General features: G+C 59.0%; 27 protein-coding genes and 3 tRNA genes. 17 read left to right on the top strand and 13 right to left on the bottom strand.

What is annotated here, in order from left to right:
• Positions 1–8: 8 nt before the first annotated feature.
• The gene (locus tag ACI5GA_RS02465) at positions 9–377 is read right to left on the bottom strand and encodes an NUDIX hydrolase (RefSeq protein ID WP_404632214.1); all 369 of its coding nucleotides are present in this window, start codon (positions 375–377) and stop codon (positions 9–11) included.
• 575 nt (positions 378–952) lie between these two features.
• On the opposite strand from ACI5GA_RS02465, the gene ACI5GA_RS02460 reads away from it, so the two are divergent.
• From ACI5GA_RS02460 to ACI5GA_RS02425, 8 genes are all read left to right on the top strand, one after another.
• A complete protein-coding gene (locus ACI5GA_RS02460; RefSeq protein ID WP_404632212.1) occupies positions 953–1,801 on the top strand; it encodes a transporter substrate-binding domain-containing protein in 849 nt (282 codons plus the stop codon).
• Between the two features lie 62 nt (positions 1,802–1,863).
• A complete protein-coding gene (locus ACI5GA_RS02455; protein ID WP_404632210.1) occupies positions 1,864–2,526 on the top strand; it encodes an amino acid ABC transporter permease in 663 nt (220 codons plus the stop codon).
• Between the two features lie 12 nt (positions 2,527–2,538).
• Complete coding sequence (locus ACI5GA_RS02450; protein WP_421421510.1) at positions 2,539–3,201, top strand: amino acid ABC transporter permease; 663 nt, start codon at positions 2,539–2,541, stop codon at positions 3,199–3,201.
• Positions 3,198–3,986, top strand: a complete 789-nt coding sequence (locus tag ACI5GA_RS02445; protein ID WP_404632206.1) for an amino acid ABC transporter ATP-binding protein — start codon at positions 3,198–3,200, stop codon at positions 3,984–3,986. Before ACI5GA_RS02450 ends, ACI5GA_RS02445 begins: the two co-directional genes overlap by 4 nt.
• A 24-nt stretch (positions 3,987–4,010) precedes the next feature.
• On the top strand, positions 4,011–4,400 hold the full coding sequence (locus ACI5GA_RS02440) for a RidA family protein (protein WP_404632204.1): 390 nt from the start codon (positions 4,011–4,013) through the stop codon (positions 4,398–4,400).
• Between the two features lie 183 nt (positions 4,401–4,583).
• On the top strand, positions 4,584–5,348 hold the full coding sequence (locus ACI5GA_RS02435) for an IclR family transcriptional regulator (RefSeq protein WP_404632202.1): 765 nt from the start codon (positions 4,584–4,586) through the stop codon (positions 5,346–5,348).
• A gap of 45 nt (positions 5,349–5,393) precedes the next feature.
• Complete coding sequence (locus tag ACI5GA_RS02430; RefSeq protein ID WP_404632200.1) at positions 5,394–6,599, top strand: amino acid deaminase; 1,206 nt, start codon at positions 5,394–5,396, stop codon at positions 6,597–6,599.
• Positions 6,600–6,609: 10 nt separating this feature from the next.
• Complete coding sequence (locus tag ACI5GA_RS02425; RefSeq protein ID WP_421421507.1) at positions 6,610–7,545, top strand: sugar kinase; 936 nt, start codon at positions 6,610–6,612, stop codon at positions 7,543–7,545.
• 26 nt (positions 7,546–7,571) lie between these two features.
• Here the strand turns inward: ACI5GA_RS02425 and ACI5GA_RS02420 are convergent, their stop codons facing one another.
• Positions 7,572–7,847: a peptidylprolyl isomerase gene (locus ACI5GA_RS02420; RefSeq protein WP_404632196.1), complete on the bottom strand. Its 276-nt coding sequence runs from the start codon at positions 7,845–7,847 to the stop codon at positions 7,572–7,574.
• 169 nt (positions 7,848–8,016) lie between these two features.
• On the opposite strand from ACI5GA_RS02420, the gene ACI5GA_RS02415 reads away from it, so the two are divergent.
• Positions 8,017–9,189: a PilT/PilU family type 4a pilus ATPase gene (locus tag ACI5GA_RS02415; protein WP_421421505.1), complete on the top strand. Its 1,173-nt coding sequence runs from the start codon at positions 8,017–8,019 to the stop codon at positions 9,187–9,189.
• Positions 9,190–9,428: 239 nt separating this feature from the next.
• Here the strand turns inward: ACI5GA_RS02415 and ACI5GA_RS02410 are convergent, their stop codons facing one another.
• The 10 genes from ACI5GA_RS02410 to ACI5GA_RS02365 form a co-directional block, all read right to left on the bottom strand.
• Complete coding sequence (locus ACI5GA_RS02410) at positions 9,429–10,199, bottom strand: 3-hydroxybutyrate dehydrogenase (RefSeq protein ID WP_404632192.1); 771 nt, start codon at positions 10,197–10,199, stop codon at positions 9,429–9,431.
• A gap of 10 nt (positions 10,200–10,209) precedes the next feature.
• Complete coding sequence (locus ACI5GA_RS02405; protein WP_404632190.1) at positions 10,210–11,601, bottom strand: GntP family permease; 1,392 nt, start codon at positions 11,599–11,601, stop codon at positions 10,210–10,212.
• Positions 11,602–11,877: 276 nt separating this feature from the next.
• Positions 11,878–13,296 carry a sigma-54 interaction domain-containing protein gene (locus tag ACI5GA_RS02400; protein WP_404632188.1) on the bottom strand — a complete coding sequence of 473 codons (1,419 nt, stop codon included), beginning with the start codon at positions 13,294–13,296 and terminating at the stop codon, positions 11,878–11,880.
• Between the two features lie 62 nt (positions 13,297–13,358).
• Positions 13,359–14,942 carry an ABC transporter ATP-binding protein gene (locus tag ACI5GA_RS02395; protein WP_421421502.1) on the bottom strand — a complete coding sequence of 528 codons (1,584 nt, stop codon included), beginning with the start codon at positions 14,940–14,942 and terminating at the stop codon, positions 13,359–13,361.
• A 1-nt stretch (position 14,943) separates the two neighbouring features.
• Entirely contained in the window at positions 14,944–15,966 is a 1,023-nt protein-coding gene (locus ACI5GA_RS02390; protein ID WP_404632184.1) for an ABC transporter permease, read from the bottom strand.
• Positions 15,966–17,030: a microcin C ABC transporter permease YejB gene (locus ACI5GA_RS02385; RefSeq protein WP_404632182.1), complete on the bottom strand. Its 1,065-nt coding sequence runs from the start codon at positions 17,028–17,030 to the stop codon at positions 15,966–15,968. The genes ACI5GA_RS02390 and ACI5GA_RS02385 overlap by 1 nt, the downstream gene beginning before the upstream one ends.
• Positions 17,030–18,898, bottom strand: a complete 1,869-nt coding sequence (locus tag ACI5GA_RS02380) for an extracellular solute-binding protein (protein WP_421421500.1) — start codon at positions 18,896–18,898, stop codon at positions 17,030–17,032. Before ACI5GA_RS02380 ends, ACI5GA_RS02385 begins: the two co-directional genes overlap by 1 nt.
• Before the next feature lie 338 nt (positions 18,899–19,236).
• On the bottom strand, positions 19,237–19,518 hold the full coding sequence (locus tag ACI5GA_RS02375) for a peptidylprolyl isomerase (RefSeq protein ID WP_404632178.1): 282 nt from the start codon (positions 19,516–19,518) through the stop codon (positions 19,237–19,239).
• 163 nt (positions 19,519–19,681) lie between these two features.
• Complete coding sequence (locus ACI5GA_RS02370) at positions 19,682–20,767, bottom strand: 3-deoxy-7-phosphoheptulonate synthase (protein WP_421421498.1); 1,086 nt, start codon at positions 20,765–20,767, stop codon at positions 19,682–19,684.
• A gap of 325 nt (positions 20,768–21,092) precedes the next feature.
• Positions 21,093–21,236: a hypothetical protein gene (locus ACI5GA_RS02365; protein WP_404632174.1), complete on the bottom strand. Its 144-nt coding sequence runs from the start codon at positions 21,234–21,236 to the stop codon at positions 21,093–21,095.
• A gap of 139 nt (positions 21,237–21,375) precedes the next feature.
• On the opposite strand from ACI5GA_RS02365, the gene ACI5GA_RS02360 reads away from it, so the two are divergent.
• Positions 21,376–21,825 carry a GNAT family N-acetyltransferase gene (locus ACI5GA_RS02360; protein ID WP_421421495.1) on the top strand — a complete coding sequence of 150 codons (450 nt, stop codon included), beginning with the start codon at positions 21,376–21,378 and terminating at the stop codon, positions 21,823–21,825.
• Between the two features lie 84 nt (positions 21,826–21,909).
• On the opposite strand, the gene ACI5GA_RS02355 is transcribed toward ACI5GA_RS02360, so the two are convergent.
• A complete protein-coding gene (locus tag ACI5GA_RS02355; RefSeq protein WP_404632170.1) occupies positions 21,910–22,143 on the bottom strand; it encodes a DNA-binding protein in 234 nt (77 codons plus the stop codon).
• Between the two features lie 82 nt (positions 22,144–22,225).
• On the opposite strand from ACI5GA_RS02355, the gene ACI5GA_RS02350 reads away from it, so the two are divergent.
• The 7 genes from ACI5GA_RS02350 to ACI5GA_RS02320 all read left to right on the top strand — a co-directional run bounded on the left by ACI5GA_RS02350 (position 22,226) and on the right by ACI5GA_RS02320 (position 26,364).
• Complete coding sequence (locus tag ACI5GA_RS02350; RefSeq protein ID WP_404632168.1) at positions 22,226–22,591, top strand: helix-turn-helix domain-containing protein; 366 nt, start codon at positions 22,226–22,228, stop codon at positions 22,589–22,591.
• Positions 22,592–22,774: 183 nt separating this feature from the next.
• Positions 22,775–23,419: a response regulator transcription factor GacA gene (gene gacA / locus ACI5GA_RS02345; protein WP_421421493.1), complete on the top strand. Its 645-nt coding sequence runs from the start codon at positions 22,775–22,777 to the stop codon at positions 23,417–23,419.
• A 1-nt stretch (position 23,420) separates the two neighbouring features.
• Complete coding sequence (gene uvrC / locus ACI5GA_RS02340; RefSeq protein WP_404632164.1) at positions 23,421–25,244, top strand: excinuclease ABC subunit UvrC; 1,824 nt, start codon at positions 23,421–23,423, stop codon at positions 25,242–25,244.
• 32 nt (positions 25,245–25,276) lie between these two features.
• The gene (gene pgsA, locus ACI5GA_RS02335) at positions 25,277–25,837 is read left to right on the top strand and encodes a CDP-diacylglycerol--glycerol-3-phosphate 3-phosphatidyltransferase (RefSeq protein ID WP_404632162.1); all 561 of its coding nucleotides are present in this window, start codon (positions 25,277–25,279) and stop codon (positions 25,835–25,837) included.
• Between the two features lie 61 nt (positions 25,838–25,898).
• Positions 25,899–25,974, top strand: a tRNA-Gly gene (locus ACI5GA_RS02330).
• Between the two features lie 45 nt (positions 25,975–26,019).
• A tRNA-Cys gene (locus tag ACI5GA_RS02325) sits at positions 26,020–26,093 on the top strand.
• Positions 26,094–26,277: 184 nt separating this feature from the next.
• Positions 26,278–26,364 (top strand) — tRNA-Leu (locus tag ACI5GA_RS02320).
• Positions 26,365–26,550 lie beyond the last annotated feature (186 nt).

Raw genomic sequence — 26,550 nt, 5'->3', positions numbered from 1 at the left:
CGGTTCAATCAGCGGGCATTGTCGCTCAGAAACGCCTTGACGATGGACTTCGCGGCGGGGTTGACCTTCAAATCCCCCAATTCCTTGGCAGTGAACCATTTGCAGTCGGCGATTTCGTTCATGGGGGTAGGGGTCACCATGAACGTGACCGAGACTTCAAAGACGTGATGCAACACTTCACCGCCTTCAAAGCGGGTCACGAAATCCAGTTCTTCGAGGATCAGCCCGGTCTCTTCACGCAACTCGCGTGCGGCGGCTTGGGCTGGGGATTCGTGGGCCTCGACCTTGCCGCCGGGCAGGGTCCAGCGAGATTTGGGCTTGCGCACATACAAAATGTGGTTGTCCCGTCGGCAAATCACTGTGGCGCGTTGTTTCATTGGATAGTCCCTCCACCGTACAACCCGTGAGATGCGCACAGTGTGCGGATGGTCACGTAGCTGTCACAAAAGCTTCATATAAGGCTTCGAAGCACTAACGGTGCCAATGTTCCCTTTACCTGCCGATATCGGCAGGTATTTTTTTATCCTTAATATCCGCAGCTTAGCCGACGCTTCGATTGCACAAGCTGCATTACGGTTACTGTTTTTTGACCGCGGCCTTCTGATGTGGAGCCAGTCTCCCGTGCGGCTTGCAAACTCGGCCTGTGGGAGTCGGCTCCCACAGCGCGGTGTCGACGGGTGCTATCTCTTCCGTGCCCATACGCCCACTTGTGGCGCATCGCGCACAACCCTGGGGCCTCGGTACCCAGGGGTTGTGGTGAACGGTAGCGGGGCAAACCCGACCTCGTTCTTCTTTTCTAAATCATCCCCTCAGCTAGCCCCTTGATCTCTCGGGCTTTTCGAACGCTGTTGTGTTCTCGCGGTTCTGTGGCACACTTTCTGCTGTCTATTCCGTTGTTACATACTTTGTTCCGCTATAGCGGAATACACACAACCTCGGCGGAGTTCATCCCATGCATCGCGGACCTTCTTTCTTGAAAGCTTGTGCATTCGTACTGGCAGCAACGGCAACGCTGGCGACCACCGCTCAGGCGGCAGATAGCAAGCTCGACAGCGTGCTGCAACGCGGTCATCTGGTGGTCGGCACCGGCAGCACCAACGCTCCGTGGCATTTCCAGGGCGCGGACGGCAAGTTGCAGGGTTTCGATATCGACATCGCGCGCATCGTCGCCAAAGGCCTGTTCAATGACCCGAGCAAGGTCGAATTCGTGGTGCAGTCGTCCGATGCCCGGATTCCGAACCTGCTGACCGACAAAGTGGACATGAGCTGTCAGTTCATCACCGTCACCGCCAGCCGTGCGCAGCAAGTGGCGTTTACCCTGCCGTACTACCGCGAAGGCGTGGCGCTGCTGTTGCCGGCCAACAGCAAATACAAGGAAATCGAAGACCTGAAGGCGGCAGGTGACGGCGTTACCGTTGCGGTGCTGCAAAACGTCTACGCCGAAGAACTGGTGCATCAGGCGCTGCCTAAAGCCAAGGTCGATCAATACGACAGCGTTGACCTGATGTACCAAGCCATCAACTCCGGCCGCGCCGACACTGCGGCCACCGACCAGTCCTCGGTGAAATACCTGATGGTGCAGAACCCGGGCCGCTACCGCTCGCCAGCCTTTGCCTGGAGCCCGCAGACCTACGCGTGCGCGGTGAAACGTGGCGATCAGGACTGGCTGAACTTCGTCAACACCGCGCTGCATGAAGCCATGACCGGTGTGGAATTCCCGACCTATGCGGAATCGTTCAAGAAGTGGTTCGGTGTCGAGCTGCCTACCCCGCAAATCGGTTTCCCGATGGAATACAAATAACGCAGCCTGATCTGAGGGGGACGCCAAGGGCCAGACCTGCGGCGTCCCAGGTACTCCTGACCATGAATTATCAGTTGAATTTTGCAGCGGTCTGGCGGGATTTCCCCAGCCTGCTGGCGGGGCTGGGTCTAGGGCTTGAACTGGCCCTGATCTCGATCGCCATCGGTTGCGTCATCGGCTTGATGGCGGCGTTTGCCATGTTGTCGAAATACCGCGCGTTGCGGGTGGTGTCGTCGGTGTACGTCACGGTGATCCGCAACACGCCGATTCTGGTGCTGATCCTGTTGATCTACTTCGCGCTGCCGACCCTGGGCGTGCGGCTGGACAAGATCCCTTCGTTCATCGTCACCCTGTCGCTGTACGCCGGGGCGTACCTGACCGAAGTGTTTCGTGCAGGCTTGCTCAGCATTCACAAGGGCCAGCGTGAAGCGGGGCTGGCGATCGGTCTGGGTGAGTGGCAAGTGCGCGCTTACATCATCGTGCCGGTGATGTTGCGCAACGTCTTGCCTGCGCTGTCGAACAACTTCATTTCGCTGTTCAAGGACACCTCACTGGCGGCAGCCATTGCCGTGCCGGAGCTGACCTATTACGCGCGCAAGATCAACGTCGAGAGCTACCGGGTGATCGAAACCTGGCTGGTGACCACGGCGTTGTATGTCGCGGCCTGTTACCTCATCGCCATGCTGTTGCGCTACCTCGAACAGCGCTTGGCGATTCGCCGCTAGGAGGCCCCGGACATGTACGAACAACCGACCTGGTTACAGGAATTGTGGATCGCCCGCGAAGCGCTGTGGAACGGCTTTCTCACCAGCGTGCAGTGCGCGGGGCTGGCGATCATTTGTGGCACCGTGATCGGCGTGTTTGCCGGTCTGATTCTGACTTACGGCAAATGGTGGGCACGTCTGCCATTTCGCGCCTATGTCGATTTGATTCGCGGCACGCCGGTCTTCGTGCTGGTGCTGGCCTGTTTTTATATGGCCCCGGCGCTGGGCTGGCAGATCACCGCGTTCAATGCTGGTGCGTTGGGCCTGACGCTGTTTTGCGGCTCCCATGTGGCGGAAATCGTAAGGGGAGCGCTGCAAGCCATTCCCCGTGGCCAACTGGAAGCGGGCAAGGCCATCGGCCTGACATTCAGCCAGTCGCTGAGCTATGTGCTGCTGCCCCAGGCGCTGCGCCAGATCCTGCCGACCTGGGTCAACTCGTCCACCGAGATCGTCAAGGCTTCGACCCTGCTCTCGGTGATCGGCGTGGCCGAGTTGTTGCTCAGCACTCAGCAGGTGATCGCGCGCAACTTCATGACCTTGCAGTTTTACCTGTTCGCCGGATTCCTTTTCTTCGTCATCAACTACGCCATTGAGCTTCTCGGGCGGCAAATCGAAAAACGGGTGGCCTTGCCATGACACAGATTCAAACCGCGACCGCCCCGGCTCTGTTGAGCATCGAAGGGCTGCACAAATCCTACGGCCCCGTCGAAGTGCTCAAAGGCGTGGACCTGAAAATGAACAAGGGCAACGTGGTGACCCTGATCGGCTCCAGCGGCTCGGGCAAGACCACGCTGCTGCGTTGCGTCAACCTGCTGGAAGAGTTTCAGGGCGGGCACATTCGCCTTGAAGGCCAGGACATCGGTTACAGCGACGTCAACGGCAAGCGTGTGCGTCATCCCGAAAAGGTCATTGCCCAACACCGCGCCATGACCGGCATGGCCTTCCAGCAGTTCAACCTGTTTCCGCACCTGACCGCCTTGCAGAACGTCACCTTGGGCCTGCTCAAGGTCAAGAAGCTGCCCAAGGACCAGGCCATCGCGCTGGCCGAAAAGTGGCTGGAGCGCGTCGGTTTGCTGGAACGTCGCAATCACTACCCGGGGCAGCTTTCTGGTGGACAGCAGCAACGTGTGGCCATCGCCCGGGCCATTGCCATGAACCCGAGCCTGATGCTGTTCGACGAAGTGACCTCGGCGCTGGACCCGGAACTGGTCGGCGAAGTGCTCAGCGTGATCAAGGGCTTGGCCGAAGAGGGCATGACCATGTTGCTGGTCACCCACGAAATGCGCTTCGCCTACGAAGTGTCGGACCAGATCGTCTTCATGAACCAGGGCCGCATCGAGGAGCAAGGCCCACCGAAAACCCTGTTCGAGCAGCCGAAATCGGCGCGTCTCGCAGAATTCCTCAAGAACATTCGTTTTTAAACGCTCAACCGAAGGAGAGATTTCATGAGCATTACCCGTTACGGCGCCGGTAGCACCGCAGGTGGCGGCCAGCCACGTCCGTTCGCTCGCGCTGTAGAGGCCGATGGCTGGCTGCACGTGTCCGGCCAGGTGCCTGCCGAGAACGGCGAAATCATCGTCGGCGGCATCGTCGAGCAGACCCACAAGACGATGCAGAACCTGATCGCCATCCTTGATGAAGCCGGTTATGCCCTGGAAGACGTGGTGCGCGTTGGCGTGTGGCTGGAAGACCCGCGGGACTTCTGGAGCTTCAACAAGGTGTTCGGCGAATACTTCAAACCCGAACACGCCCCGGCCCGCGCCTGTGTACAGGCGAACATGATGGTCGACTGCAAGGTCGAGATTGATTGCATCGCCTACAAGAAGAAAGCTTGACTGCGAGTGCAATACCTGTGGGAGCCGGCTTGCTGGCGAAAGCAGAGTGTCGGTAACGCATGAGCCGACTGACACACCGCATTCGCCAGCGAGCCGGCTTCCACAAGCGTATGTCTATCCCTCGGGCCTCGGTAAACTGGCAGCCCTTATCACGAAAAAAGCCGCTCAATGGAAAGCACGACCATGACCGAAGACACCATCAAACGCCGAGCCCGTGGTCTGGATCGGGCGTTCGATATCCTCGACTTCCTCAAGGAAACCGGCACGCCGTTGCGCCCGAATGAAATCGCCAGTGGCATCGGCAGCCCGAAATCGACGGTCTACGAGTTGGTCGCGTCCCTGCTGGAACGGCGCATTCTGGAAAACGTCGGCAAGGACGGCCACGTTTATCTGGGTCGTCAGTTGTACTTTCTGGGTCAGGCGCATTTGCGCCATTTCGACTTCACCCGTGAGGCGGAAGTCAGCCTCGGCGAAATCGTTGAGCAGACCCGCGAAACGGCGCAGATGTGCCTACTGAACGGGCGTAAATACACGGTCGCGCTGATGAAAGAGGGCGCCCGGCATTTCCGGATTTCTTCGGACATCGGTGAAGACGCACCCATCCCATGGACCGCGTCAGGGCGTCTGCTGCTGGGCCACTTGAGCGATCAGGCGATCACTGACCTGATCGATCCCGACGACTTCATACTCCCGGATGGCCAGCGGCTGCCACTGGACACCTTCCTCAGTGAAATCCGCACGGCCCATGAGGAAGGCTTCTTTTCCTTCAACAGCATTGCCGACACCTTCACCCACTGTTTCGCCGCGCCCGTGCGGGACAAGCAGGGCATCTGCATTGCCACCCTGTGCATCGTCGCGCCTCGGGCCGATGCCAAGACCCACTACGAGCACTATCGGCGTGTATTGATCGACAGCGCGAACGGTCTCGCGCGTCGGGTCAACGATTAACCGGTTTTGTCATTCGTACACGAACAAGAATTCAGGAGAACACCCATGAACATCGCCGCCATCGAGAAAGGCGCCGCCCAGCCGGGCGATCACCTGGTGCGTGACGTCAGCCTGCCTGCGCTGGTGATTCACGACAAAGCGCTGGAACACAACCTGCGCTGGATGCAGAAGTTCGTCAACGACAGCGGCGCGGAACTGGCACCCCATGGCAAGACCAGCATGGTGCCGACGTTGTTCCGCCGCCAACTGGAGCACGGTGCCTGGGGCATGACCCTGGCCAGCGCCACCCAGACCCGTGCGGCTTACAGGGCGGGTGTACGCCGGGTGCTGATGGCCAACCAACTCGTGGGGGCGCCGAACATGGCGATCATCGCCGAGATGCTCGCCGATACCACCTTCGATTTCCACTGCATGGTCGATCACCCGGACAACGTCAACGCCTTGGGGGAGTTCTTCGCCGCCAAGGGCCTGCACCTCAATGTGATGATCGAGTATGGCGTGGTCGGTGGCCGTTGCGGGTGCCGCAGTGAAGAGGAAGTCATGGCCCTGGCCGACGCCATCGCCGCGCAACCGGCGTTGAAACTGACCGGAATCGAAGGCTATGAAGGCGTGATTCATGGCGACCAGGCGATCGCCGGTATTAGGGCGTTCGCCGCGTCGCTGGTACGTCTGGCCGTGACCCTGCAAGACAAGGGTGCCTTTGCCCCGGAGCGTCCCATCGTCACCGCGTCGGGTTCGGCCTGGTACGATCTGATCGCCGAGGAGTTCGACAAGCAGCAAGTCCGTGAGCGCTTCCTCGCCGTGCTGCGCCCTGGCAGCTACGTGGTGCATGACCATGGCATCTATAAAGCAGCGCAATGCTGCGTACTCGACCGTCGTCAGGACCTGAATGAAGGCCTGCAACCGGCACTCGAAGTCTGGGCGCACGTGCAGTCGATGCCGGAGCCGGGCTTTGCTGTGATTGCGCTGGGCAAGCGTGACGTGGCTTTCGACGCTGGGATGCCCAATCCGATCAAGCGCTACAAGGCGGGTGTAGCGCCTGCTCAGGGCGACGACGTCAGCGCCTGCAAGGTGACCGCCGTGATGGACCAACACGCGTTCATGACCGTCGCACCGGGTTGCGAACTGAAGGTGGGCGACATCATTTCCTTTGGCACTTCGCACCCATGCCTGACCTTCGACAAATGGCGCACAGGCTGTTTGGTGGGCGATGACCTGTGCGTCATTGAAACCTTCGAAACCTGCTTCTAAGAGGTCCGCAATGAGCGAACTGATCAGCCACAGCCACCCGCGCGTCGCCTTGATCGGCGAATGCATGATCGAGCTGCAACAACACGCCAACGGCACGATGAAACAAAGCTTCGGTGGCGACACGTTGAATACCGCAGTCTACCTTTCGCGTCTGCTGGGCTCGGCGGCGCAGGTGGATTACGTCACGGCGCTGGGCGACGACAGCTTCAGCGATGCGATGTGTGCGATCTGGGCCGAGGAGGGCATTGGCGTGGGCCGTGTGCAGCGTTTGCCGGGTCGTCTGCCGGGGTTGTATTGCATCCAGACCGACGCCAATGGCGAGCGGCGTTTTCTGTATTGGCGCAACGAGGCGGCGGTGCGTGAGTGTTTCACGGCGCCGTCTGCCGATGCTGTTCTGGCAGCGTTGCCGGAATACGATGTGTTGTATTTCAGCGGCATCACCTTGGCGGTACTGGGTGAAGTCGGCCGCGCGCGCTTGCTGTCGGCATTGGGAGACGCCCGTGATCGCGGCGCCCGCGTGGTGTTCGACAACAACTATCGACCACGGCTGTGGCGCAGTGTCGATCAGGCACGACAGGCGTACCGGGCGATCATGCATGAAGTGGACGTGGCGCTGTTGACCGAGGAGGACGAGCAGGCGTTGTTCGACTATTCGGACAGCGAGCAGATCATGGAGGCGTATCCGCGTCTGGGTGAAGTCGTGATCAAGCGCGGTGCGCAGAGCTGTCTGGTACGTGCAGGCGAGCAACGCTATGAGATACCTGCTCTGGCGGTGAGCAAGGTGATCGACACCACGGCGGCAGGGGATTCGTTCAGCGCGGCCTATCTGGCCCGCCGCCTGCGCGGTGGAAGCCCGCAGGAAGCGGCTGAAGCAGGGCACGCATTGGCGAGCCTGGTGATTCAGCATCCTGGGGCGTTGATTCCGCGCAGTGTGATGCCGGGGTGAACCCTCTCCCGGCCGCTTCTGGCGTCTCAATCCCGAAAAAACACCTGCACCAGGTGGTAACCAAACTTGCTCTTCACCGGCCCGTGCACGGTGCGCAGGGGCTTCTTGAAAATGATCTGGTCGATCACCGGCACCATCTGACCCGGACGCACTTCGCCTAGATCGCCGCCGCGCTTGCCGGACGGGCAGGTGGAGTATTTCTTCGCCAGGACGTCGAACGCCTCACCTTTGGCGATGCGCTGCTTGAGTTGTTCAGCCTCTTCGGCGGTTTTGACCAGAATGTGCCGGGCTTGAGCCTTCATGATGAAATCGCCTCGATAAAAAAGCCGCGCATTATGCCCTTGTCGGGCAATTTCAGGTAATTTCCTTCATCTCGATGAGGTAAACCTATACCGAACGTTGGTACCGGTCGATGGTCGCATCTGATGTCGACCTGCAGTCTTCTTCAAACCTTTATGTGCGGTGTGACTTATGGATTTCCCGGCGTTGTTGAAGGTGCTTGCCACCCAGGACGGATCGGACCTTTACCTCTCTACCGGCGCGCCACCTTGCGCCAAGTTCAACGGCGTGCTCAAGCCGCTGGGCACCGAAGCCTTCAAACCCGGCGATGTGGCACTGATCGCCGACGGCATCATGGACGCCGAGCAGCGTCAGGACTTCGAGCGTGAACTGGAGATGAACCTGGCGTTCTCGCTGTCGGGTGTGGGGCGATTCCGAATCAACATTTTCAAACAGCGCAACGAGGTGTCCATCGTCGCGCGCAACATCAAACTCGACATTCCAAAATTCGAAGACCTGCACCTGCCTGACGTGTTGCTCGACGTCGTCATGGAAAAGCATGGGCTGGTGTTGTTCGTCGGCGCCACCGGATCGGGCAAGTCCACATCGCTCGCCGCCTTGATCGATCACCGCAACCGCCACGCCAGTGGCCACATCATCACCATCGAAGATCCGGTGGAGTTTATCCACAAGCACAAGAAGTCGTTGATCAACCAGCGCGAAGTGGGGGTCGACACCCGCAGTTTCCATGCCGCGCTGAAAAACACCTTGCGCCAGGCACCGGACGTCATCCTGATCGGCGAGATTCGCGACCGGGAAACCATGGAGCATGCGTTGGCGTTCGCCGACACCGGCCATCTGGCGATCTCGACGTTGCACGCCAACAACGCCAACCAGGCGCTGGACCGCATCATCAACTTCTTCCCGGAAGAGCGCCGTCCGCAACTGTTGCAGGACCTGGGCAACAACCTCAAGGCGTTCGTCTCGCAGCGGCTGGTCAAGACCAAAGACGGCAAACGCCGGGCCGCAGTGGAAGTGATGCTCGGCACGCCGACCATTCGTGACCTGATTCACCGTAATGAGTTGACCGAGCTTAAAGGCATCATGGAGAAATCCGCCAACCTGGGGATGAAGACGTTCGACAACGCGCTGTATGACCTGGTGGTGGAAGGCGCGATCAGCGAGGAAGAGGCGCTAAAAAATGCTGATTCGGCGAACAACGTGCGCCTGCGTTTGAAACTGCACAACGAAAATAGCGCGACCGCCATCACCACACCGCCCCCGGCACCGCAGCCTGCTGCGCAGGTGAGTGTGAACGATTGGGGGCTGGTGGATGAGCGGGATGAGCCGGGCGGGCAGGCTTAGCAGACCACCCACGCTGGCGTACGCTGGACCTTTTGTGGGAGGCGGCTAGCTGGCGAACGCTGTTTGTCTGGGCTGTATCAGTTGACTGAAACGACGCTTTCGCCAGCAAGCCGGCTCCCACAGGTTTGGTTTCGAGCATGAATCTGTGGTTCGACACGCATCACTGTGGGAGCCAATTGGGTGGCGAAGGCGGTTGCCCGGCCAACATAGAACCTTTCACAGGATCGCGCCCGACCTGTTTAACGCGCCAACCACCCGCCATCAATGTTCCACGCCGCACCGCGCACCTGCGCGCCCGCCTCGCTGCACAGAAACAACGCCAGCTCACCCAATTGCGAAGGCGTGACGAACTCCAGCGAAGGCTGCTTCTCGGCCAGCAAATCATGCTTGGCCTGCTCCAGATCGCCGGTTTCTGCGCCCCGGTCGTCAATCTGCTTCTGCACCAGCGGTGTCAGCACCCAACCCGGGCAAATGGCGTTACAGGTGACGTTACTGGTCGCCGTTTCCAGCCCTACGACTTTGGTCAGGCCGATCACGCCGTGTTTGGCGGCCACGTAGGCGGCTTTCCCGGTAGAGCCCACCAGCCCGTGAACCGAGGCGATGTTGACGATCCGCCCCCAACCTTTGGCGCGCATGCCTGGCAGGCACAGGCGCGTGCTGTGGAAGACTGAAGACAGGTTGATGGCAATGATCTTGTCCCAGCTTTCCACCGGGAAGTCTTCCACGGCGTCCACATGCTGAATGCCCGCGTTGTTCACCAGAATGTCCACACCGCCGAATTCCCGTTCGGCGTAAGCGATCATGTCAGCGATCTGCGCGACGTCGCTGACATCCGCCGGATGGTGCCCGACCTTGCCGCCGAACTGCTCGACTTCCTTGATCACCGCCGACGCATCGCCAAAGCCGTTCAACACCAGATTGGCGCCGGCCTTGGCCAGCGTCAGGGCGATGCCCAGGCCGATGCCACTGGTGGAGCCGGTGACCAGCGCGGTTTTGCCTTGCAGACTCATGTTCGATTCCTCATACGATGCCAGTTGCATAGAACGTCGCGATCACCACGAAGACCGCCAGGGTCTTGATGATCGTGATGCCGAAAATATCTTTATAGGCCTCACGGTGGGTCAGGCCGGTGACCGCGAGCAGGGTGATCACCGCGCCGTTGTGGGGCAGGGTGTCCATGCCGCCGCTGGCCATGGCTGCGACCCGATGCAGCACGTCCAGCGGGATATTCGCGGCGTGGGCGGCGGAGATGAAGCTATCAGACATCGCCGCCAGCGCGATGCTCATCCCGCCAGAGGCAGAACCGGTGATCCCGGCCAGCAGGGTCACGGTAATCGCCTCGTTGACCAGCGGATTGGGGATGGACTTGAGCCAGTCCGCCAGTACCAGAAAGCCGGGCAACGAAGCGATCACTGCACCGAACCCATATTCCGATGCGGTGTTCATGGCGGCCAACAGCGCACCGCTGACCGCGCCTTTGCTGCCTTCGGCCAGCTTCGACTTCACGACACCAAAGGCGAACACCAGCACGAAGATGATCCCCACCAGCAGCGCGGCTTCAACGGCCCAGATGGCAGTGATCTTGGAAATGTCGGTGGTGACCGGTGTCGCCATGCCAGGCAACGCCAGCGAATGGGTCTTGCCGTACCACTGCGGAATCCACTGGGTGAACAACAGGTTCATCACACCCACCAACAGTAGCGGCGCGAGAGCGATCCATGGGTTGGGCAGCTTGATGTCTTCGGCGGTTTCCGGTTCGTTGCGCAAGTCGGTGCCATAACCCTCGCCCGCACGCTGGGCCTTGTTGCGCTGGCGCTGGAGAAACAGCATCCCGACGCAGAACACGAACGCTGTGCCAATCAAACCTAGCCACGGCGCGGCCCAGGCGGTGGTGTTGAAAAAGGTCGAGGGGATAATGTTCTGGATCTGCGGCGTGCCGGGCAGGGCGTCCATGGTGAAGGAAAACGCACCGAGGGCGATGGTGGCCGGAATCAGCCGTTTGGGGATATTGCTCTGGCGGAACATTTCGGCGGCAAATGGATAGACCGCGAACACCACCACGAATAGAGACACGCCGCCATACGTGAGCAGGGCGCAGACCAGCACGATCACCAACATGGCTTGTCGGGTGCCCAGTACCTTGATGGCGGCTGCCACGATGGAGCGGGAAAAGCCTGATAGCTCGATCAATTTGCCGAAGACGGCGCCCAGCAGGAACACCGGGAAATAGAGTTTGACGAAGCCAACCATCTTGTCCATGAACACGCCGGTAAAGGCCGGTGCCACGGCGGACGGATCGGTCAGCAACACGGCGCCAAGGGCCGCGATAGGCGCGAAGAGAATAACGCTGTAACCACGGTAAGCAGCCAGCATCAGCAGCGCGAGCGCTGCCAGGGCGATGATCACACTCATCGAGTGTCTCCTGTTGTTTTTGTTATCAACGCGGTCGAGCCGCTTGACAGGAGGTATAGCCAGTTTTATGCCAGTTGGCTAAGTAATTGATTTTCAGGTAATTAAAGTTAGCCAATCAAAGCTTTCTGGAAATTTGTCCAGTTTTTGAGACTGTGCGCTTCATCCTCGTAGCGGTCTGGCTTGCCGGCGGTAGCGTCCTCACCTTCGCTGCCGGCGGCAAGCAGGACTGCTACAGGATTTTCATAGGAAGTCTAAAAAATGAGACAGAATGTCTCTCTAACGAGACTCAGCGATCCCCAACGCCGCCATCTTCTTGTACAGCGTCGACCTCCCCAGCCCCAACTGACGCGCCGCCAGCACCACGTTGCCGCGACATTGCGCCAGTTTTGCCTGGATCAGTTCTCGATCGAAGCGCTCTCGCGCCTTGCTGTAGGTCTCAGTCGATTCGGTGGCGGATTGCACGGCCGAGGAAGGGGCTTCAGCGGGAATCAGCGTGCCAATGGCGGTGTGCATGTCACGCGCACTCAAATGCAGGTCATCGCTGAGCAACGCGGCGCGCTCAAGTACGTTGCGCAATTCGCGGATGTTGCCAGGCCAGGCGTGTCGGGCGAGGGTCGCGAGGGCATCCGGGGTCAGTTCATGCTGGCTGCGCAGCTCTTCCAGAATGGCCTCACTCAAGGCTGGCAGGTCATCCAGACGCTCGCGCAAAGGCGGCACCTCGATCGGCAGGACATTCAGGCGGTAATACAAATCGGCGCGGAATTCGCCGCGTTTGATCGCCGCCTCAAGGTCCGTGGACGTGGCCGCGATCAGGCGTATATCGCTTTTGATCATCTCGTTGGAGCCGACCGGCTCGTACTCTTTTTCCTGCAACACCCGCAGCAACTTGCTTTGCAGGGGCAGGGGCATGTCACCAATTTCGTCGAGAAATAGCGTGCCGCCTTCGGCCAGGTACAGTTTGCCCTGTCGGCCTCGGCGATCAGCGCCGGTAAACGCACCGGGCGCCGTGCCGAAGAACTCGGCTTCAAGCAGGGTTTCCGGGATTGCCGCGCTGTTGATGCTGACGAAAGGCTTGTGCGCCCGGGGCGAGGTGTTGTGAATGGCATGGGCCAGCAGCTCCTTGCCGGTACCGGTTTCGCCCAGCAGCAGGACCGGCGATTCGGTACTGGCGCTGCGACGGGCGCGACGTTTGACTTCAAGGCTCGCCGCGCTCGTACCAATGAAATGCGCAAAACTGTATTTGGCCTGCCGGGCACGCAGCAGCGAGCGGGTCGAGGCCAGTTCCTGTTGCATGCTCAGGTAGCGTTTGAGCAACGGCGACAGGGCATGCAGTTCGTCGAACAAGGCAAAACCGATGGCGCCGATGACACCGCCAAGGTCGTCATGGATCGGCAAGCGCATGACCACCAGCGGGTCTTTGGCGGTGTCCATCATGTCCAGCAGGATGGGCTGGCCGTTGCTCGCCACTTGGCGCAGCAAGCTGCCGGGGATCACTTTCTCGCAGGGCTGGCCGACGGCACGGCTGGCGTCGTCGAGGCCGAAGCGCCGGGCATAGCGCTCGTTGATCCAGACAATACGGGCCTCTTTGTCGACGATCACCGTTCCTTCGCTGGACTGCTCGATGATTTCAAACAGCGAACGGATCGCGAGCCGACGTACGCGCCGGTAGTCCTTGAGGCTGTCACTGTCTTTCATGCACTGTTCCGTCGGTTCCGTTCCGGCATCTGGCCGCACAGACTGCTGGTGATCGCTTTTATTCAGTTGAAACCCGGATGTGCCGCTGCCAGCAATTCCTTGGTGTACGGATGCTGGGGCGCGTCGAACACATCGTGACTGGCGCCACGTTCGACCACCTTGCCGTCCTTGACCACGATCAGATCGTGCGCCAGTGCCCTGACCACCGCCAGATCGTGGCTGATGAACAGGTACGTCAGGCCATGCTTCTCCTGCAACTGACGCAACAACGCCACCACCTGTTTTTGCACGGTACGATCCAGCGCCGACGTGGGTTCGTCGAGCAGAATCAGGGCAGGTTTAAGCACCAGAGCGCGGGCGATGGCGATGCGTTGCCGTTGACCGCCGGAGAACTCGTGGGGGTAGCGGTGCCGACTCAAGGGGTCGATCCCGACTTCCTCCAGCACGCGAACCACCTCGGCTTCGCAACACACCTTGTCCAGTTCGCTGTGAACCTCCAGCCCCTCGCTGATGATCTGCGCCACCGACATGCGCGGGCTGAGACTGCCGTAAGGGTCCTGAAACACCACTTGCATCTGCTTGCGCCACGGACGCATCTGTTTCTGGGTGAGGTGATCCAGCGCATAACCCTTGAAGCGGATACTGCCACGGGACTCCAGCAAACGCAGGATTGCCTGACCAAGTGTCGATTTGCCCGAACCCGACTCACCGACGATGCCCAGCGTCTTGCCGCGCTCGATGCTCAGGCTGATGTCGTCGACGGCCTTGAGGTACTCGACGTGGCGATTGAAAATCCCGCCCCCCAGCGAGAACCAGACGCGCAAATTGTCCACCTCAAGGACTTTCTCGCGGGTGTCCCGTGGCAAGGGTTCGCCCGCCGGTTCAGCATCCAGCAACAGGCGGCTGTAAGGGTGTTGCGGGTTCTTGAACAGGCTCTGGCAGTTGGACTGCTCGACAATCTCACCGGCGCGCATCACACAGACCTTCTGGGCGATGCTGTGCACCAGGTTGAGGTCGTGGCTGATCAACAGAAGCGACATGTTGAGACGTTGCTGTAACGCCTTGAGCAATAACAGGATTTTTCGCTGGACGGTCACGTCCAGTGCGGTCGTGGGTTCGTCGGCGATCAACAGTTCCGGCTCGCAGGCCAGGGCCATGGCGATCATCACTCGCTGACGCTGCCCACCGGACAGCTCATGGGGATAGGCCTTCAGGCGCTTCTCGGGGTGCTGAATGCCGACCATTTCCAGCAATTCGAGGATGCGCGCCTGCGCTGCTTTGCCACTCAGGCCTTTGTGCAACAACAGGGTCTCGCCAATCTGCTTGGCCACGGTGTGCAAGGGGTTCAGCGAGGTCATCGGCTCCTGAAAGATCATGCCGATCTGGTTGCCGCGAATCTGGCGCATCATCTTGCCATCGGCGCCGAGCAGCTCCTGTCCTCGATAACGGATACTACCTGTGCTGACCGTTCCGGATTGCGGCAGCAGTTGCAGGATCGAATGGGCGGTGACGGATTTGCCTGACCCCGACTCACCCACCAAGGCCAGACACTGCCCGGCAGGGATATCGAGGCTCAGGTTTTTAACCACTGTGTTGCCATTGAACGAGACCGACAAGTCGCGGATTTCAATCAGGTTTTCAGACATGTCAGGACCTCGGGTCGAAGGCGTCACGCAACGCCTCGCCAATGAACACCAGCAGCGACAGAATCAGCGCCAGCGTGAAGAAAGCCGTGAAACCGAGCCAGGGCGCTTGCAGGTTCTGCTTGCCCTGGCCGATCAACTCGCCCAGCGAAGCACTGCCTGCGGGCATGCCGAAGCCCAGAAAATCCAGCGCGGTGAGGGTCGAGATGGCGCCCGTCAGAATGAACGGCAGGTAGCTCAGCGTCGCGTTCATGGCGTTGGGCAGGATGTGTCGCAATATCACTTTTCGGTCGTCCAGACCCAGCGCCCGCGCCGCTTTCACGTACTCCAGGTTGCGGCCACGGAGGAATTCGGCGCGCACCACGTCCACCAGTGCCAGCCACGAAAACAGGGCCATGATCCCCAGCAACCACCAGAAGTTCGGCTCGACGAAACCTGACAGGATAATCAGCAGGTACAGCACCGGCAGGCCCGACCAGACCTCCAGCAAGCGCTGACCGATCAGATCGACCCAGCCGCCGTAGTAGCCTTGCAACGCCCCCGCGGCGATGCCGATCAGGGCGCTGATGACCGTCAGGGCGAGGGCGAACAGGATCGACACCCGAGAACCGAAAATCACCCGGGCCAGCACGTCGCGCGCCTGATCATCCGTCCCTAGCCAGTTGATTTCGGAAGGTGGACTGGGCGCGGGTTTGTTCAGATCGTAGTTGGGCGTGTCTTCGCTGAACGGGATCGGCGGGAACAGCATCCAGCCATCGCCCTTGCTGATCAGTTGGCGCACGTAGTCGCTGCGGTAGTCCGGCTGGAAGGGCAGTTGCCCGCCGAACTCCTGCTCGGTGTAGCGTTTGAAGGCAGGGAAGTACAGTTCGTGTTGATAACTGAGCACTAAGGGTTTGTCGTTGGCGATCAGTTCGCCGCACAGGCTGATGACAAACAGGCCGCAAAACAGCCACAGAGACCACCAGCCACGGCGGTTGTTGCGAAAACGCTCGAAACGTCGGCGAGCCACCGGAGACAGTCTGCGCATCAGGCGTTCCTCGCGCTGAAGTCGATTCGGGGGTCGACCAGGGTGTAGCAGATGTCCCCGACCAGTTTGATCAGCAGCCCGAACAGGGTAAAGATGAACAGCGAGCCGAACACCACCGGATAGTCCCGGGACACAGCCGCTTCGTAACTCATGCGCCCGAGGCCATCGAGGGAGAAAATCACCTCGATCAGCAGTGATCCGGCAAAGAACACGCTGATGAACGCCTGGGGAATGCCCGCCACCACCAGCAGCATCGCGTTGCGGAACACATGCCCGTACAGCACGCGACGCTCACTCAGGCCCTTGGCCCGTGCGGTGACCACGTATTGCCGGGTGACTTCGTTGAGAAACGAGTTCTTGGTGAGAATGGTCAACGTCGCGAAGCCACCGATCACCAGCGAGGCCACCGGCAGGACCAGGTGCCAGAAATAATCGGCAATCTTGCCCAACGTGGTCATCTGATCGAAGTTTTCCGACACCAGGCCACGCACCGGGAACCAGCTCAACGATGTGCCGCCTGCGAAAAGCACCACCAACAGCATCGCGAACAGAAAGGCGGGCATCGCGTAACCGATCACAATGGCCGTGCTGCTCCAGATGTCGAAATGGCTGCCGTGCTTGACCGCCTTGCGAATGCCCAGCGGAATCGACACCAGATAGGTGATCAACGTCGCCCATAGCCCCAGTGAGATAGAGACCGGCATCTTTTGCAGGATCAGGTCGGTGACCTTGGCGCCACGGAAAAAACTGTTACCGAAATCCAGCCGTGCATAGTGACTGAGCATCAGCCACAGGCGTTCGTGCAGCGGCTTGTCGAAGCCGTATTGGTGCTCGATTTCCTTGATCAGTTTGGGGTCCAGGCCCCGACTGGCGCGGGATTGGCCCGCGTTCATGGTTTCCGTGTGTCCGGCGCCAATCGTGCCGCCCGCCACACCTTGCAGCTTGGCGATAGCCTGCTCTACCGGGCCACCGGGAGCCGCCTGCACGATGAAAAAGTTCACCAGCAAAATGGCGAACAGCGTCGGAATGATCAGCAGCAGGCGCCGCATCAGATAGCCGAACATCACTTCATCTCCCAAGGCAGGGCCGAATTGCCACGTTGCTGGGCAAATTGGTCTTTGGTCAGCGCTTGCGGACTCAATTCCCACCAGGTGTCGATGGCTTCACTGTTGGCCGCCTGTACCTTGGGAATGCCGAAGCGGTTCCACCACACGGTTGATGAGCCGGGCGGGTAATAGTTGGGAATCCAGTAAAAACCCCATTGCAACGTGCGGTCCAGTGCGTGGGCATAATCGATCATGGCCGGTTTGCTGTCGGCCTTGGCCAGGCCTTCGATCAGGCTGTCAACGGCCGGGTCTCGCAGCACCATGTAGTTGCTGGAGCCTGAGTCCCGGGCCACTTTAGAGCCGAAGTTGTTGTACAGCTCCAGGCCGGGAGAGGTCGACACGCCGTAACCGGTGACGATCATGTCGTAATCCCGTGCCATGACCCGGTTCAGGTACTGCGCGGAGTCGATGCGACGGATTTCGAAATCGATGCCGATCTGTGCAAGATTGCGCTTGTACGGCAGCAGAATCTTCTCGAAACCGCTTTGGCCATTGAGGAAGGTGAAGCTCAGGGCTTCGCCTTCGGCATTCACCAGTTTGTCGCCTTTCGGCATCCAGCCCGCCTCTTCGAGCAACGCCAGCGCCTGTAGCTGTTTATCGCGAATGAAGCCGCTGCCATCGGTTTTCGGGGTATGAAACACCGTGGTGAACACTTCCGGCGGAACCTGGCCGCGCAGCGGTTCAAGAATCTTCAGCTCGGACTCGCTCGGCAGCTCAGTGGCCGCCAGATCGCTGTTGGAAAAATAGCTGTTCTGACGCACGTAGCCGTTGCGCATCATCTGTTTGTTGGTCCATTCGAAGTCCCAGAGCATGGCCAGCGCTTCGCGCACGCGGCGGTCCTGAAACTTGGGTCGGTCCAGATTGAACACGAAGCCCTGGGAGCTTTGTACCGCCCCCGGTGCCAGTTGCCCGCGTTGCAGGCGGCCTTCGGTCAGGGCCGGGCTGTCGTAACGCACCGCGTAGCCGGTGGCGGAATATTCGCGGTTGTAATCGTAACCGCCGCCCAGCAAAACTTGGCGAGCGACGTCGGTGTCGCCGAAATACTCGACGCTGAAGTGATCGAAGTTGTACAGCCCGCGATTGACTGGTAGGTCCTTGGCCCACCAGTCAGGATTACGTTCGAAGGTGATGCTGCGGCCCGGATCGACCTTGCCGATGCGATAGGGACCACTGCCCACTGGAATCTCGAAACCGCCGCCGTTGGCGAAATCCTTGTCCTTCCAGTAATGCTCCGGAAACACCGGCAGCGACGCCAGGTCCAGGGGCAGGGTGCGGCTCTCGTTGGTCTTGAAATCGAAACGGATCGTGGTCGGCGATTCCACTTCAACGCCCTGAACGTCGCCGAACTCGGTGCGATACGACAGGCTGCCCTGGGTCATCAGCAGGTTATAAGTGAAGCGCACGTCCTCGGCCGTGATAGGCGTGCCGTCGGAAAACGTTGCCTTGGGGTTGAGATAGAAGCGCAGCGACATGCCATCCGGTGCCCGCTCCATTTTTTCGGCGATCAGGCCGTAGACGGTGTAAGGCTCGTCAAGAGACTTGAACGCCAAGGGCGAGTAAAGGAGGCCATTGACCTGAGAGACGCCTGTCCCTTTATCGATGTACGGCATGATGTGGTCGAACTGACCGATTTCCTGCGCCGAACGGCGCATGCTGCCGCCTTTTGGGGCATCGGGGTTCACGTAGTCGAAATGCTTGAAGTTCGCCGGGTAACGCGGCGCTTCGCCGTACACGGTCAAGGCATGTTGCGGTGCGGCGGACAGGGACTGAAAACCCGAAACCAGGAGGAGTGTTGCAGCCATCAGCGATGAAAAAACAAAACGCATTACACAAATCCTGACTGACGTTGCGGCACAACATCAGGGTTGAAGGTCATGGGCCAACGATTGCCGTCTGCCCGGTGGTTTTTTCCGTTTGTTCTTGTTCGTTACCTCCGGTGGCAAGGTACCGGAATACCGTGATCTTTGTAACCGCACGTTGCTTGTGGTGGCTGAACGCTCCAAGCGTGAACAGGCGCTGCGCGCGCGTATGCGGGTAAACATCCGTGAACGAGCCAAAATAAAGCAAGTTCTTTGCCGGAATCGATACAGCACCGGTTTGCGGCGCACTAAATAGAAACGGCCCGCTTTTCAGGGCGAGCCGTTTCGAGATGTCCGCTGCAGGATCAATCCTGACGGCTGGTCACTTCCAGTAAGTGATACCCAAACTGGGTTTTCACCGGACCTTGCACCACATTGACCGGGGCGCTGAAGACCACGGTGTCGAATTCCTTGACCATCTGGCCCGGACCGAAAGAGCCCAGGTCACCGCCTTGGCGGCTCGATGGGCAACTGGAGTTGGCACGAGCCACTTCTGCGAAGTCAGCTCCGCCTTCAATCTGAGCCTTGAGCTCGTTGCATTTTTCTTCGGTGGATACAAGGATGTGGCGGGCAGTGGCTTTAGCCATGGGAAGGTTACTCCTGTGAAAAAGGGAAGAGCCTACCGGATTAAGTGCAGGTTTTCTCGAGGAAAGTTCCGACGGATGCGCCGATAACGCGATTGGGGCTGTCAGTAAGGTCGACAGGCAGTCAGCAGGCGTGGGCGTTCGCCTGCTTCCCTCAGCCACGGGCTTATCTGTAGCGCAGTTTGTCGACCGCATCGCGCAGCAACCGTTCGGTGCCTTCCCAGCCCAGGCAGCTGTCAGTGACGGAAACGCCATAGCGCAGCGATTCGCTCAAAGGCTGGCAGCCTTCGAACAGGTGGCTTTCAAGCATCATGCCGATCAGGGTGCGATCACCCGCCAGGCGCTGCTGCAATACGTCGTTGAACACCTGTGGCTGACGCAGCGGATCCTTGCCGCTGTTGGCATGGCTGCAATCGACCATGATTCGCGCTGCGATGCGATGTTTGTCCAGGCTCGCGTTGACGCGGGCAACGCTGTCTGCGTCGTAGTTCGGCCCGGCATGACCACCGCGCAATACGATATGCGTGTCCGGGTTGCCTTGAGTCTCGATGATCGCCGGATGACCGTGGCGATCGACACCGAAATGACGATGGGCGTGAGCGGCAGAGCGGATCGCATCGCAAGCCACTGAAACGCCGCCGTCCGTGCCGTTCTTGAAGCCGACGGGCATGTGCAGGCCGCTGGCCATCTCACGGTGAATCTGCGATTCGGTGGTGCGCGCGCCGATGGCGACCCAGCTCAGCAGGTCATCGAAATAACCGGCGGCCATGGGCTGAAGCAACTCAGTGGCGATGGGCAGGCCGAGGCCAATCATTTCGCGCATCAATTGCCGCGACAGCGTCAGCCCGCCGACCATGTCATCGCTGCCATCCAGATGCGGATCGTAAGCCAGGCCTTTCCAGCCTACGGTGGTGCGCGGTTTTTCAACGTAGGCACGCATCACCAGCAGCATCTGGTCGCTGACGTCGGTGGCCAGATTCGCCAGACGCTCGGCGTATTCGAGAGCCGATTGCGGATCGTGGATCGAGCAGGGGCCAACGACCACCAGCAATCGGGTGTCTTCCCCGTTGAGAATGGCGCGCACCGATTGGCGGTGGCTGGCGACTTGGGCGTTTGAAGCGGCGTCCAGTGGCAACTGGTTTTTCAGAGCCAGTGTACTGGGCAGGCGCAGGGGAGCAGGGTGGCTGTCGATCAGGGTGACAGGGTGGCTTGGCAGGTCTGACAGATTTTTTGCAGCGACGGACGAATTCATGAGCAGGGCTTCCTGGTCGGCGGGCGTTTCCCGCGCGGACCTACTGGGGTGTTCGACAAAGGGTCGTGAGGGCTGTACGTGTTGATTCGCCACCTGTGAGTGACCGATCGGAGGCGGCAGGCTGTCCCGAACGGAGGTTGCTAAATCGCCATGCAAAGTCGATGTCGCTGCGGTAATAGGTGCTGTAGTTCATGTGATGTTTCCTCGATTCGAAGCGTTGATCAGTGTGTTGAAGCCAAAAAAACAAAACCCCCGGTCGGGAGGCCGACCGGGGGTTAGAGTGTTCTCTGGTGGCGTCCCGTGATTCGTGGGCGCCGTTTGGGTATCAGGCGCGCCAGTGGCTAAACCAATACCCATAAAAATAAGAAGCCGGGGAGCCAGCGGTGGTTGCTTCCCATGCAGCCAGCGTCGCCGCCTGACGCGAGGCGTCGGCAGAGTGTGCAGGCTGTGAAAGGATGGAAAGCAACATGGTTTGTCTCCGTGGAATGTCGGCGAGCTTACTTCAGGGCATGCGGACGATCAATTGGAAATTTCAATGATCATGATTGAGGTGAGTCTGAATCGTGGCCAGACTGGAATCGCCTGAGGCTGGAAAGAGTACTGCAGCGATGAGAGCGGCACTGAAAGAGCGAAGACTTCGTCTGTCTCCGGCCAAGGCCGAGGATCTTGCGTTTGCACGAGAGCTGACCCGCGTCAACATGCGAGAATATTACGCCCGTTATGGATTGATCTGGCAGCCGGATGCATTCGACGCTCAATGGTGGACCCGTGAAAGTTATCTGGTTGAAAAAGAAGGCGCAGTGATTGGCTTTCTGGGGCTGACCATTGAGCGCGGATATTTATATGTGCGCGATATCCAGTTGATCGAGGCTCATCGTGGCGAAGGGGTAGGGGCATGGGTCATGGATCGCGTCTCGCAGATGGCCAGAGACAGAGGGTGTGGGCGTACTCGTTTGAAAGTGTTCAAGAGCAACCCGGCGACTGACTTGTACTTGAGGCTGGGTTACACCTTTGCGGGAGAGGAGTCAGCGCTATTCTGGATGGAACGCGTCGACTAGCGTTCAGTTGTCGTTACTCCAACTGAACGCTCGCATACTCTCTTTTGCGAAGAACATTCCTACATGAACAAAGCCGAAAACAACTTATTCCAAGGATATGTCTGACTTAGTCGACGGCGATGTCGGTATTACGCCGATCTTCATTCCTAATAGCACCGCAACTTTATGGGATTCGCCGCGACGACCTTTCTTACGGCCAGAAAGAATCTGGTAAGTCGTGGCCGGGTCAACGCTGTTTTCCCGGGCAAACTCTTGAACAGATTTACCCTGTTGTTCCAGCCAGGCCTTGGCTTGTGCTGCGGTGCGTATTCCGGGCATAGTTCAAAACCGTTCAAGTCTGTTTAAATTTATCTGGATTCTACCATTCGTAAGGATGGGGTCAACAAGGTTGTGCATTCAAATGAGTGGAATTGGAGCCCGTCTTAGGGAAGAACGCGAGCGCTTGGGGTTATCACAACGAGCGTTTGGAGAAATCGGCGGTGTCGAGCCCAATGCGCAGGGTAAATACGAAAATGGTGACCGCACGCCCAAGGCCGATTATCTGGCAGCCGTCGCGGCGAAGGGCGTCGATGTCCTGTATGTACTGACCGGTTCGCGGACACCCGCGCCAATCGAAAACCTCAGTGAAGTGGAAGAGTGGGTGCTGGGCAGTTACAGAACGCTGGTCAAAGAAGATCAGGATGCCATTCGGCGCCTGACCACCACGCTGGCCGAATACAAGGCCACCTACGCGCCTGAAAAAAAGCCTGAACCGGAGGAGGACTGAGTTCGCTCGCAAGCGTGCGTTTGAAGATTTTTTGCAAGTTCATTGGTCGGTAATGCTAGCGTGTCGGTATCTTTACAGACCATCTGTCATGGCCAGTCGAACAACGTTTTCGCGCTAGGTCATGCACTTTCTTTTTGCTAAGGTGGCGAGCATTCGTCATAAATCGTTCCGTGAGGTGTCTGCTTGATTAGGGTGCTGGTTGTCGATGACCATGATCTGGTTCGGACAGGTATCACGCGCATGCTGGCGGACATCGACGATCTTCAGGTCGTTGGGCAGGCCGAATCCGGTGAGGAGTCTCTCAAGAAGGCTCGTGAGCTTAAACCGGATGTCGTCCTGATGGACGTGAAAATGCCTGGCATCGGCGGGCTGGAGGCCACGCGTAAATTGATACGCAGCCACCCTGACATGAAAGTGGTGGCTGTGACCGTGTGCGAGGAAGATCCGTTTCCCACGCGGCTGTTGCAGGCGGGCGCCGCCGGGTATATGACCAAGGGTGCAGGACTGACGGAAATGGTTCAGGCCATTCGCCTGGTGTTCGCCGGCCAGCGTTACATCAGCCCGCAGATTGCCCAGCAATTGGCGTTGAAATCGTTTCAGCCACAAACCAGCAACTCGCCGTTCGACCTGCTCTCCGAGCGGGAAATCCAGATCGCCCTGATGATCGTTGGCTGCCAAAAAGTGCAGACCATTTCCGACAAGCTTTGCCTTTCTCCCAAAACCGTGAACACTTACCGTTACCGCATCTTCGAGAAACTGTCGATTGGCAGTGACGTAGAGCTGGCTTTGCTGGCTGTCCGTCACGGCATGGTCGATGCCAGCGCCTGAAATGAACCCACCGTTTGATCCCAGCGCTTTTTTGGCCACTTGCAGTGGCCGTCCTGGCGTGTATCGCATGTTCGATGCCGACGGGCGGTTGCTGTATGTCGGCAAGGCCAAGAACCTTAAGAAGCGTCTTTCCAGCTATTTTCGCAAGACGGGGCACGCGCCAAAGACCGGTGCGCTGGTTGCGCGCATCTCCCAGATCGAAACCACCATCACCGCCAACGAGACTGAGGCGCTGTTGCTGGAGCAGACGCTGATCAAGGAAACGCGGCCGCCGTACAACATTCTGTTGCGTGACGACAAATCCTACCCTTATGTGCATTTGTCCGACGGCGAGTTTCCGCGTCTGAGCATTCATCGTGGTGCCAAGAAAGCGAAAGGGCGGTATTTCGGGCCATATCCGAGCGCCGGAGCGATTCGCGAAAGCCTGAGCATTCTGCAAAAGACCTTTCATGTGCGTCAGTGCGAAGACAGCTTCTACAAGAACCGCACGCGCCCTTGCCTGCAGTATCAGATCAAGCGCTGCAAGGCGCCGTGCGTCGGCTTCGTCGAGCCTCTGGTTTATGCCGAAGATGTGCGTCACTCGGTCATGTTCCTGGAAGGGCGCAGCAATGCGTTGAGTGACGAACTCAATGCGTCGATGGAAAAGGCCGCGATGGCCCTCGATTTCGAGCACGCTGCCGAATTACGCGATCAGATCGCGTTGCTGCGCCGAGTTCAGGACCAACAAAGCATGGAAGGCGGAACCGGTGATGTCGATGTGGTGGCGGCATTCGTCAACCCGGGTGGGGCGTGCGTGCACTTGATCAGCGTACGGGGCGGCCGGGTGCTGGGCAGCAAGAACTTTTTCCCCCAAGTCGGCATTGAAGAAGAGGTCGGCGAAGTCATGTCGGCATTTCTGGCGCAATACTTTCTGGGCGGTGGCGAGCGCGAGCTGCCGGGCGAGGTGATCGTCAACGTGGTCAACGAAGATTTCCCGGCGTTGATCGAAGCCATCGAGGCGTCCCGTGGTCGCGAGATCACCATCAGCCATCGGGTGCGCGGCACGCGGGCACGCTGGCAGCAACTGGCGGTCACCAACGCCGAGCAGGCACTGGCAGCGCGCCTGGCGAACCGACAACACGTTGCCGCCCGGTTCGACGCATTGGCAGACGTGCTCAAGCTCGACGAGCCGCCGCAACGTCTTGAGTGCTATGACATCAGCCATTCCAGCGGCGAGGCGACGGTCGCATCGTGCGTGGTCTTTGGTCCTGAAGGGCCGATCAAGTCAGACTACCGTCGTTACAACATCGAAGGCGTGACAGCCGGCGATGATTATGCGGCCATGCATCAGGCGCTCACCCGGCGCTTTGGCAAGATCAAGGACGGGGAAGGGAAGCTCCCGGACATTTTGCTGGTGGACGGCGGCAAAGGGCAGTTGAACATGGCGCGTGAGGTCATGAATGAGCTGGCGGTGCCCGATCTTATCTTGCTGGGCGTGGCGAAAGGTACGACGCGTAAGGCCGGTTTCGAGACGCTGTACCTCAACGAAGCGGCCAACGAATTCACCCTGCGTGGAGACTCTCCTGCGCTGCATTTGATTCAGCAGATCCGCGACGAGGCTCACCGCTTTGCGATTACCGGGCACCGTGCTCGTCGAGGCAAGACCCGTCGCACCTCGACGCTGGAAGGCGTGGCAGGTGTGGGGCCGACACGGCGTCGCGACCTGTTGAAGCACTTCGGCGGGTTGCAGGAATTGTCCCGCGCGAGCATCGAAGAAATCGCCAAGGCGCCTGGAATCAGCAAAAAGCTTGCAGAGTCGATTTATGCCAGCCTGCACAGCGAGTAGAATGCCCGCTCACCTTGTAGCCAGTTGTGCCAATGAATATCCCTAATCTGATCACCGTATTACGTGTCTTGCTGATTCCGATCTTCATTCTGCTGTTCTATCTGCCGTATCACTGGAGCTACATGGCGGCCAGTTCTGTTTTCGCGTTGGCGGCTGCCACTGACTGGCTGGACGGCTATCTGGCTCGTCGTCTCGAACAAAGCACGCCGTTTGGTGCGTTTCTGGATCCGGTGGCCGACAAGCTGATGGTGGCCGTGGCACTGGTATTGCTCGTTCAGGTCCACGCCAACTTCTGGTTGACGATGCCTGCGGCGGTGATCATTGGGCGTGAGATCGTGATTTCCGCACTGCGCGAGTGGATGGCAGAAATCGGGGCGCGTGCTCAGGTGGCCGTGTCGAATCTGGGTAAATGGAAAACGGCAGCGCAAATGCTGGCGCTGGTGATTTTGTTAGCCAACCCGCCGGCGTTTACCTTTTGGGTAGTGATCGGGTATGTGTTGCTGATGGTGGCAGCAGGGCTGACGCTGTGGTCGATGATGCAGTATTTGCGGGCGGCTTGGCCGCACTTGCGGATAACCGCCGAAGAAAAATAAGTATTTTTAAATCAAGGGGTTGACGGGGTCATTTGAATCTATAGAATGGCGCCCACACCAAGCGGGAATAGCTCAGTTGGTAGAGCACGACCTTGCCAAGGTCGGGGTCGCGAGTTCGAGTCTCGTTTCCCGCTCCAGTTTGTACGCATTGAGCGCTAGCGGTTAGAGTGCTGAATGTTTGGGGCCGAGTAGCAAAATGGTTATGCCGCGGATTGCAAATCCGTTTACGCCGGTTCGATTCCGACCTCGGCCTCCACTATAAATGAGCTCTGTAGATCGTTGATTTACAGAGCTTTTTTATTTGCGCTGAACATGCATGTCAGACGCATTTTGAAGCGTTTCAAGCTTGCTTCAATGAGTGGGGATGTATATATTCCCACCTCTTGTCGGTACACGCGGTCTCCCAAGTTTTCGGGATTGCATGTCTGGCCCGCAACATTGCCCTGATGGTGAAATTGGTAGACACACCGGACTTAAAATCCGTCGTCCGAAAGGATGTGCCGGTTCGACTCCGGCTCGGGGCACCATCTAAAGCAAGGGTTGCAGAGACGCGGCCTTTGGTTTCTCTCTCTGTGGCTGGTCCGCAATCACTTCGCCGGAGTGATCTTTTTCTCCTTCCTGTCTTGGACGTGTTTCGCTGTCATCACGACGGTAGCATGCCCTGTTTGTTGTTCGTAGCGTGCGTGGGCGGCCTTGAGCATCGCACTCGCTGT

The organism is Pseudomonas sp. Pseu.R1 (genome assembly GCF_045764065.1).
Taxonomy (GTDB): domain Bacteria; phylum Pseudomonadota; class Gammaproteobacteria; order Pseudomonadales; family Pseudomonadaceae; genus Aquipseudomonas.
This window is presented reverse-complemented; position numbering and strand designations above follow the sequence as displayed.